Genomic DNA, 8,167 nt, shown 5'->3' with positions numbered 1-8,167 from the left:
CCGGGGGGGGCCCCCCGCCCCCCCCCCCCCCCCCCCCGGGCCCCCCCCCCCCCCCCCCGCGCCTCCGCCCGCCCCGCCCGCAGCTCCGCCCGCCCCGCCCGCAGCCCCGCCCGTGTTTCCGCCGCCGGCCCCCGCCCACCTCCCGCAGGACGTCCTCGCCGCGCCCGCGGTGCGCCCGCGGGTGCGGGTCGCCCTGCGCTGGACGGCGCTGCTGCTGGTCTTCGCGGTCTTCGGGGCCGGCACCGCCTACGCGGTGACCCGCCCGGAGCGTACGAAGATCCCCGGCCTGCGGACACCGGACGACGGGCGCTGGACGTACCCGGCGGCGGCGCTGCCGAAGCTGCCCGCCCGCAAGCCGCGACCGCTGGACGCCCGGCTCAACCCCGGCGGCGTCCACTACGCCGACGTCCGCTCGCTGCTGGTGCCGCTGCCCGAGGGCGCGGTGGCCGACCCGGCCTTCCCCGGTACGAAGGGCTGGCTGCCGACGGCCGTGTACCTGAGGACCCGGCAGAACGGCGCGGGCTCGGAGAAGGCGCTGTTCCTCAAGCAGCAGGGCCTGCGGCACATCGCGGGCCGCGCCTGGACGATGCCCGACGGCACCAGGGCCGAGGTCTACCTGCTGCAGATGATCTCCGCGGGCTACGCGAACGTCGTCGGGTCCGACGCCGACGGCCGCCCCGTCGAGGGCGTGACCACCGACGCGCGCGACCGCAGCCTGGCCGACCGCACCGTCCCCGCACACGAGACGGTGTCCGGCTACGGCGAGACCGCCCCGTACGGCGCGGCCATGACGCGCTTCGCGTACGTGACGGCCGGCGACACGGTGGCGCTCGTGGAGCTGACCCGCAAGGGCGGCGAGGTCCCCGAGCAGGCCTTCCGGCAGACCGTGCGGCTGCAGGCGCAGCTGCTGGGGTGAGCGGTGGAGCGGGCGCCGGGGCGCGATCGGCGGCCCGTGCCGCTGAGCGGCACGTCACGTGGGCTGGCCGCGCCCGGGGCAGGGCCGCGCACTAGACTTGGGCGCGGCCCTGACCGCTGCCCTCGCGAGGAGCACGACCCGTGCACATTGAGTACTACTTCGACGCCCTGCTCGTGCTGGTCTGCGTCGGCGTCGCCGCTTTCGCCTTCTACGCGGTGAAGAAGCTCTACCAGGGCCAGCGCTGACATGATCGAGATCCCGTCCGACCTGCACCCCGACCTCGTGCCGCTGGCCTTCCTGCTCGGCCGGTGGGAGGGCGCGGGCGTGCACGACTTCCCGGGCTCCGAGAAGTGCAACTTCGGGCAGTCCGTCGCCTTCACGCACGACGGCCGGCCCTTCCTGGAGTACGTCTCGCACACCTGGGTGCTGGACAACGACGGCAAGAAGGTCAGGCCGCTGGAGAGCGAGTCCGGCTACTGGCGGATCGGCAAGGACCGCAAGGTCGACGTCACCACGACCCGCGACGAGGGCGTCGTGGAGATCTGGACCGGCGAGCTGGCCGACGGCAAGCCGCAGATCGACCTGGTCACCGACGCCGTCGCCCGGCTTCCCTTCGCCCCCGAGTACAGCGGCGGCAAGCGGCTGTACGGCTACGTCAACAGCGACCTGATGTGGGTCGGCGAGAAGGCCACCCCCTCGGTGCCGCTGCGCGCGTACATGTCGGCGCACCTGAAGAAGGTCGTGGACCCGCGCGAGTGGGTCGCCGACCTCAAGGACCTGCCCGACGACGGCATCGCCTTCTTCAAGTAGGCCGCATCTCCGCGGATGCCCGTGTCCGGCGGAGGTCCGCATCTCCGCGTAGGCCCGCTTGCGGGCTGCCGACCTACACTGGCCGGGTGGTCACCACCGACTGGAAGACCGACCTGCGCCGGCGCGGATACCGGCTGACGCCCCAGCGCCAGCTGGTGCTGGAGGCCGTCGACTGCCTGGAGCACGCGACGCCCGACGACATCCTGTGCGAGGTGCGCAGGACCGCGTCGGGGGTCAACATCTCCACCGTCTACCGGACCCTCGAACTGCTCGAGGAGCTGGGCCTGGTCAGCCACGCCCACCTCGGGCACGGCGCGCCCACGTACCACCTCGCCGACCGGCACGACCACATGCACCTGGTGTGCCGGGACTGCGACACCGTGACCGAGGCCGACGTGGAGCTGGCGGCGCCGCTCGGCGAGCGGCTGCGCGCGGAGTTCGGCTTCGAGACGGACATGAAGCACTTCGCGATCTTCGGCCGCTGCCGCGACTGCGCGGCGAAGGCGGCCGGGTCCTGACGGCCGGCCCGCCCCGGCCGCCGCGTCGAGATGGCCGGGTCACGACGGCCGGTCCGGTCATACGAGCGGCCTGGTCGTAGTCTTGACGGCATGACGAAGAGCCCTTTGCTGTCGCTGCCCGGCGCCGTCCCCGCAGAAGGCCCTGACGAGGGAGTCGCCGCGCACTACGGCGACCTCTTCCGCGAGCAGCGCGCGCTCGCCGACGGCACGGGCTTCGTGGACCTCTCGCACCGCGGTGTGGTGACGGTCAGCGGCGCCGACCGGCTGCCCTGGCTGCACCTGCTGCTCACCCAGCACGTGGAGAACCTGCCGCCCGGGCAGGCCACCGAGGCGCTGATCCTTTCCGCGCACGGGCACATCGAACACGCCCTCTACCTCGTCGACGACGGCGCCACCACCTGGATGCACGTCGAACCCGGCACCCAGGGGCCGCTGCTGGCCTACCTGGAGAGCATGAAGTTCTTCTACCGGGTCGAGACCGCCGACGCCACCGACCAGTTCGCCGTCGTCCACCTGCCGGCCGGGTCGATCACCGAGGTGCCCGCCGAGTGGGTCGTCCGCGAGACGCCGTACGGCCGGGAGGTCTTCGTACCGCGCGACAGGCTGGAGGACTTCGCCGCGCAGGCCGGGCCGCCCATCGGGGTGCTGGCGCACGAGGCGCTGCGGATCGAGGCGCACCGGCCGCGGCTGGGCCTGGAGACCGACCACCGCACCATCCCGCACGAGCTGGGCTGGCTGGACACCGCCGTGCACCTGCAGAAGGGCTGCTACCGCGGCCAGGAGACCGTCGCCCGGGTGCAGAACCTGGGCCGCCCGCCGCGCCGGCTGGTCTTCCTGCACCTGGACGGCAGCGAGGTGCGGCTGCCGGGCCACGGCACCGAGGTGCGGGTCGCGACCGAGGGCGAGGACGGCCGGGCGGTCGGCACGATCACCTCGTCGGCGCGGCACTGGGAGCTGGGCCCGATCGCGCTCGCGGTCGTCAAGCGCAACACCCCCGAGCGCGCCACGCTGCTGGCCGAGAACACCGCCGCGACGCAGGAGACCGTCGTCGCGCCCTGAGGCTCCCCCGAGGCGCCCGGGGCTCACAGCTCCAGGACGACCGTGAAGGGTCCGTCGTTGGTCAGCGACACCTTCATGTCGGCGCCGAAGACCCCGGTCTCGACGGTCGCGCCCAGCGCGCGCAGCTGGGCGACGACCTCGTCCACCAGCGGCTCGGCCACCTGCCCGGGCGCCGCCGCGTTCCAGGTGGGGCGGCGGCCCTTGCGGGCGTCGCCGTAGAGCGTGAACTGGCTGATCACCAGCAGCGGCGCCGCGATGTCGGAGCAGGACTGCTCGTCGGGCAGGATGCGCAGCGTCCACAGCTTGCGGGCCAGCGCCGCGGCCTTCTCCGCGGTGTCGTCGTGCGTCACCCCGACCAGGACGCACAGCCCGGCGCCGATGGCACCCACCGGCTGCCCGTCGACCACGACCTTCGCCTCGCTCACCCGCTGGGCCACCGCTCGCATGGGGCCATTGTGGCGGGTGCGGGGACGGCGCCCGCACCCGGGTGGGCACGCGTGCGCGGGCGGGCGCACGGCGGCGGCGGGGGCGCGTACGAGCGCGGGCGCGCGCCGGGTCCGCCGCCTCGCACAACTGTCGCGACGGCCGTTCGGGTGCAGACTCGCTGCGGTGCGCCGCCCCCAGGTGGCAGCATCGACGGCAAGGTCCCCGCCCTGCGGGCGGGGGACGACAGGCATGATCACATCCGGCGCCGGACAGACTCCCGGCACCGCCGACACCGTGCCGGCGGTGCCGGTCACCGGCGCCCACCAGGAAGGGCCACCGCATGCTCAAGGCCGACGCACCAGGGCCGTCCCGCCCGCCCGCGCCCCGCGGCCCGCTGGCGGACACCCCGGCAACCGACCTGGGCGACCTCGACCTGGCCGCGCTGCGCACCCTGCGCAGGGACGCCCAGCGCGAGGAGGCCGACCTGTCGTATCTGCGCCGGCTGCTGCACGGGCGGATCGACATCCTGCGGGCCGAGCTGAGCCGCAGGGCGGACGCCGCAGCCCCGACGGGTGAGCCCGGCGGCCCCGAAGGGCCGGTGCTCGACCGGCTCCCCGAGATCCTCGCCGACGGCCCGTCCCGGGTCCGCTCGGCCCGCCACGTCACACTGGGCACCCCGCTGAGCCCGGGGGTGCAGCGGCTGGCCGCCGACATCCTCGCCGAGGTCGAGCTGTCCGACCTCGACGCGCGCACCGACCCGGAGCTGCACGCGGGGATGGGCCGGCTGGCCCGCCACGAGCAGCAGGTCTCGGGGCGCAGGCAGCGCCTGCAGCAGACCGTGGACGACTGCTCGGCGGAGATCGCCCGCCGCTACCGCGAGGGCGAGGCGCACGTGGACGACCTGCTCTCCGACGGCTGACCGTCCCCCCGCCCGACGCACGCCCCGGCCCGCCGGTTAACCGGATGCGGCACGCGGGGGCGGCTGCGTAGGTTGCCGACATGGGTCTTGAGATACGCACGATCACCGAGTCCGAGGTCGGCCAGTGGGTGCAGGCCATGCACACCGGCTTCCACCGGTCGCCGACGATCTCCCCCGAGGAGGTCGCGCTCGTACGGCCCGGTTTCGACCTGGACCGCACCCGCGGCGCCTTCGACGGCGGCCGGTGCGTGGCGACCTTCCGCAGCATGGCCCGCGACCTGACGGTGCCGGGCGGCGGCTCGGTGTCCGCGACCGCGGTGACCAACGTCGCGGTGACCGCCACGCACCGCCGCCGGGGCCTGGCCACCCGCCTGATGGCCGCCGACCTCGCGGCGGCCAAGGAGCGCGGTGAGGCCGCGGCCATCCTGATCGCGGCCGAGTACCCGATCTACGGCCGGTTCGGCTTCGGCCCCGCCACCTGGGTCGCCGACTGGGAGATCGACGTGCCCAGGGCCGCACTCCCCGAGGCCCCCGGCGACCCCGGCACCGTCGAGCTGGTCACCGACGCCGAGGTGCGGGAGCTGGGTCCCGCCCTGCACGAGCGGGTACGGGTCGCCACCCCCGGCGCCATCAGCCGGGACAGCCGCTGGTGGGACCGGTCGACCGGCGCCCTCGTGCTGCCGTCCTTCGGCTACCAGCAGCCCTTCTTCGCCGTCCACCGCGACCCGGTCGGCGAGGTCGACGCCATGGCCGCGTACAAGGTCAACGACCCCCACTGGCCGAACAAGTTCCCCAACGCCGACACCGAGGTGCTCTGGCAGCTCGCCGCCACCCCGGCCGCCGACGCGGCCATGTGGCGCTACCTGCTCTCGCTCGACTGGGTGGCCCGCCTCAAGTCCGGCTTCCGCCCGCCGGACGACGTCCTCCCGCTGCTGCTCGGCGACCCCCGGGCCGCCCGCACCGAGACCTACGCGGACTTCATGTGGCTGCGCCTGCTGGACGTCCCGGTGGCCCTGTCCGCCCGCACCTACGCGCCGATCGACGCCGACCTCGTCCTGGAGGTAGGCGACCGCGACGGCCTGGCCGGCGGCATTTTCCGGCTGGAGACCGCCCCCGGCGCCGCCCCGCGCTGCACCCTGGCCCCCGCCTCGCCCCCCGACCTGACCCTCGACGTCGCGACCCTCGCCCGCCTCTACCTCGGCGACGAGTCCGCGGTGCGCCTGGCGGCCCTCGGCCTGCTGGAGGAGCACCGCCCGGGTGCGGTGACCACCGCCTCCCACCTCTTCCACACCCCCCGCCGCCCCTGGTGCCCCGAGGTCTTCTGACCCGGTGGCCGGGGCGCTCTTCGGTGCACGGCCCTCCGCGACGAGCTGAGCCCCCGGGACGTGGCGCCCGGGGGCTCAGCGCTGAGCGAGATACGCCAGCACGATCAGGACTCCGCCGGCACACCATGCCTGCGTACCGTGTGCGCGGCTCCGTAAGCCGATCCCGCAGCACAGGAGACCTGCCCCCATGAGCGGGCCGTAGCGGTTTTCGAGCCCTTGTTGCAGCAACCAGACCGTCAGATCCATCAACAGCATCGCCCTCACCCCCTCCTGGGCGACTGACGTGGTCTTCTTCCACCCGTTTCCACCCGTGGCGACGACGCTAGGTCCACCACTTGTCGGCGCCTACTGGGTTGTCCACCTGCACCTGTCCGGCTTGGCTGCCGGAACGGAGCGCCGGCTCACGCCCGTACGGCACTGGACGGGCCTGATCACCGAGCCTGCTTGGTCAACTTCGCCAACTCTTGGTCAAATCCAGGAAGTTGATTGATACCTGGCAATCATGTTGTGCCACTTGGCGGAGATCGCAAAACGAATCTCAGTCAAGTCCCAAAGTTGACAGAGGGTTGTACGCTGTTGCCGTGAGCCTGCATGAGTCGGCTGTCAGCGGAAGTCCGCCCGACGTGCCGTATCTGCGGATCGCCTGGGAACTGCGTCAGGACATTGATCAGGGCAGGTTGGAGCCCGGCGACCAACTGCCCACCCAGGCGGCGCTGGTACGGCGGTTCGACGTGTCCCGCGCCACGGTGCAGCGCGCACTGGAGGAGCTGCGGCGGGAGGGCTGGATCGACTCCCAGCAGGGCCGCGGTTCCTACGTTCTCGACCGGTCGGCGGCCCACTCGGCGCCGGAGGCCGCGGGTGTCGGTCTGACCGAGCACATCGACGCGGCCTTCCAGGCCACCCGAGTCACCCTGGACTCCTTCTCGTTGACCGCGGAGACCCTCAACTCGGCCCTGCAGGAACCGCTGCACCGGGTCAGGAGGGGCGAGCTGCGGCCGGACTCGATCGCCGTGCGGCTGCTCCTGCCCTCGCCGGACGCCGAACTCGCACTGCCCAAGTCGGTTGCCGACGAGGCCGACGACCGGCCCCTGCGCCGGCTCCGCCGGCTGACGATCAGCCAGGCGATCACCCTGCAGAGCGCTGTCGGCGCCCTGGCCGACTCCGGGCATGTCGCGGACGTGGTGGTGGACATCAGAACGGTTCAGGTCACCCCGCTGCACAAGCTCTATCTGCTCAACGGCACCGACGCCCTGTTCGGCTACTACGAGGTGGTCAGGCGCGCGGTTCCACTCGGGGCGCAGGAAACGGAGATCTACGACGTCCTCGGACTCGACGCCACCCTCTTCCACTACTCGGCGACGGCCGACGACGGCAAGGGCGCAGCATTCGTCCACAGCTCACAGCGCTGGTTCGACTCGCTCTGGTCAACGATCGCCAAGCCGTTGACACTCTTTGAGTGACCTCGCACCAGACCTCACCGACGACGGCCGACACACTCAGGGAGCTGCTGGCCGCCGCGCAATGCGTCCTGTTCGACTTCGACGGCCCGATCACCGCTGTGTTCGGCGGGCACGAGGCGCAGGTCGTCGCGGCCGCCCTGGACTCCCGCATCGCCTCGTGGCCGCGGGCGCCCGAACTGACCGACCGCACCGATCCGATGCAGATCCTGCTCGACGTGGCGGTCGCGTTCGACGGCTCCGAGCACGACCACCGGGTCGCGGAACTGGACAAGCTGCTGGCCGACCAGGAGGCCATCGCTGTCGCCTCGGCGAGGCCGACGCCGTACGCCGACTCCCTGGTGCGCCGGCTGGTGGCACGCGGCACCTCGGTGGCCGTCACGACCAACAACTCGGCGGCCGCGGTCCTCAGCTACCTCGAACTGCGCGGCCTGGCCGTCTGCTTCGGGCCGCACGTGCACGGCAGGGCGGCCGACCCGCTGCTGATGAAGCCGCACCCCTCCTGCGTGCGGGAGGCGATACGCAGCACGGGCGTGAGCGCCGGGCAGTGCCTCATGATCGGCGACTCCCCGCGCGACTACCAGGCCTCCTCCGCCGCCGGTGTGGCCTTCCTGGGCTACGCCAAGAACGACAGGAAGCAGCGGCAGCTGGCGGAAGCGGGTGTCGAGTACATGGTCGACTCCCTCGCGGACGTGTACGAGGCGGCGGACGCCGGGCAACACTGACTGCCGCCTCGC

General features: G+C 73.1%; 9 protein-coding genes. 8 read left to right on the top strand and 1 reads right to left on the bottom strand.

Annotated features, from left to right (window positions below; genetic code table 11):
* Window positions 1-112: 112 nt before the first annotated feature.
* From JT723_RS24280 to ygfZ, 4 genes are all read left to right on the top strand, one after another.
* On the top strand, window positions 113-916 hold the full coding sequence (locus tag JT723_RS24280; RefSeq protein ID WP_205046890.1) for a hypothetical protein: 804 nt from the start codon (window positions 113-115) through the stop codon (window positions 914-916).
* 246 nt (window positions 917-1,162) lie between these two features.
* Window positions 1,163-1,726 (top strand): heme-binding beta-barrel domain-containing protein, encoded by a 564-nt coding sequence (locus tag JT723_RS24275; protein WP_205046889.1) that lies wholly within the window; start codon window positions 1,163-1,165, stop codon window positions 1,724-1,726.
* Between the two features lie 86 nt (window positions 1,727-1,812).
* Window positions 1,813-2,244, top strand: coding sequence for a Fur family transcriptional regulator (locus JT723_RS24270; protein ID WP_205046888.1), 432 nt, complete (start codon window positions 1,813-1,815; stop codon window positions 2,242-2,244).
* A 90-nt stretch (window positions 2,245-2,334) separates the two neighbouring features.
* The gene (gene ygfZ / locus JT723_RS24265; protein ID WP_205046887.1) at window positions 2,335-3,303 is read left to right on the top strand and encodes a CAF17-like 4Fe-4S cluster assembly/insertion protein YgfZ; all 969 of its coding nucleotides are present in this window, start codon (window positions 2,335-2,337) and stop codon (window positions 3,301-3,303) included.
* A gap of 23 nt (window positions 3,304-3,326) precedes the next feature.
* On the opposite strand, the gene dtd is transcribed toward ygfZ, so the two are convergent.
* Window positions 3,327-3,749, bottom strand: a complete 423-nt coding sequence (gene dtd / locus JT723_RS24260; protein ID WP_205046886.1) for a D-aminoacyl-tRNA deacylase — start codon at window positions 3,747-3,749, stop codon at window positions 3,327-3,329.
* A gap of 320 nt (window positions 3,750-4,069) precedes the next feature.
* Here dtd and JT723_RS24255 point away from each other — a divergent pair, with 320 nt between their 5' ends.
* The 4 genes from JT723_RS24255 to JT723_RS24240 all read left to right on the top strand — a co-directional run bounded on the left by JT723_RS24255 (window position 4,070) and on the right by JT723_RS24240 (window position 8,155).
* Window positions 4,070-4,648 carry an RsiG family protein gene (locus JT723_RS24255; RefSeq protein WP_240166093.1) on the top strand — a complete coding sequence of 193 codons (579 nt, stop codon included), beginning with the start codon at window positions 4,070-4,072 and terminating at the stop codon, window positions 4,646-4,648.
* Between the two features lie 80 nt (window positions 4,649-4,728).
* Window positions 4,729-5,973: a GNAT family N-acetyltransferase gene (locus JT723_RS24250; protein ID WP_205046885.1), complete on the top strand. Its 1,245-nt coding sequence runs from the start codon at window positions 4,729-4,731 to the stop codon at window positions 5,971-5,973.
* A 581-nt stretch (window positions 5,974-6,554) separates the two neighbouring features.
* Window positions 6,555-7,433 (top strand): GntR family transcriptional regulator, encoded by an 879-nt coding sequence (locus tag JT723_RS24245; RefSeq protein ID WP_251512607.1) that lies wholly within the window; start codon window positions 6,555-6,557, stop codon window positions 7,431-7,433.
* Complete coding sequence (locus tag JT723_RS24240) at window positions 7,430-8,155, top strand: HAD family hydrolase (protein ID WP_205046884.1); 726 nt, start codon at window positions 7,430-7,432, stop codon at window positions 8,153-8,155. The genes JT723_RS24245 and JT723_RS24240 overlap by 4 nt, the downstream gene beginning before the upstream one ends.
* Window positions 8,156-8,167 lie beyond the last annotated feature (12 nt).

It is taken from the genome of Actinacidiphila bryophytorum (assembly GCF_016916835.1).
Lineage (GTDB): Bacteria > Actinomycetota > Actinomycetes > Streptomycetales > Streptomycetaceae > Actinacidiphila > Actinacidiphila bryophytorum.
The sequence above is the reverse complement of the archived record's forward strand: the minus strand, read 5'-3'. Positions and strand labels throughout refer to the sequence as shown.

What these genes read in the sequence shown, in the direction of transcription:
- ygfZ (WP_205046887.1), top strand. Translation starts at nt 2,335, where the DNA reads ATGACGAAGAGCCCTTTGCTGTCGCTGCCCGGCGCCGTCCCCGCAGAA.
- JT723_RS24255 (WP_240166093.1), top strand. Translation starts at nt 4,070, where the DNA reads ATGCTCAAGGCCGACGCACCAGGGCCGTCCCGCCCGCCCGCGCCCCGC.
- dtd (WP_205046886.1), bottom strand. Translation starts at nt 3,749, where the DNA reads ATGCGAGCGGTGGCCCAGCGGGTGAGCGAGGCGAAGGTCGTGGTCGAC.
- JT723_RS24250 (WP_205046885.1), top strand. Translation starts at nt 4,729, where the DNA reads ATGGGTCTTGAGATACGCACGATCACCGAGTCCGAGGTCGGCCAGTGG.
- JT723_RS24275 (WP_205046889.1), top strand. Translation starts at nt 1,163, where the DNA reads ATGATCGAGATCCCGTCCGACCTGCACCCCGACCTCGTGCCGCTGGCC.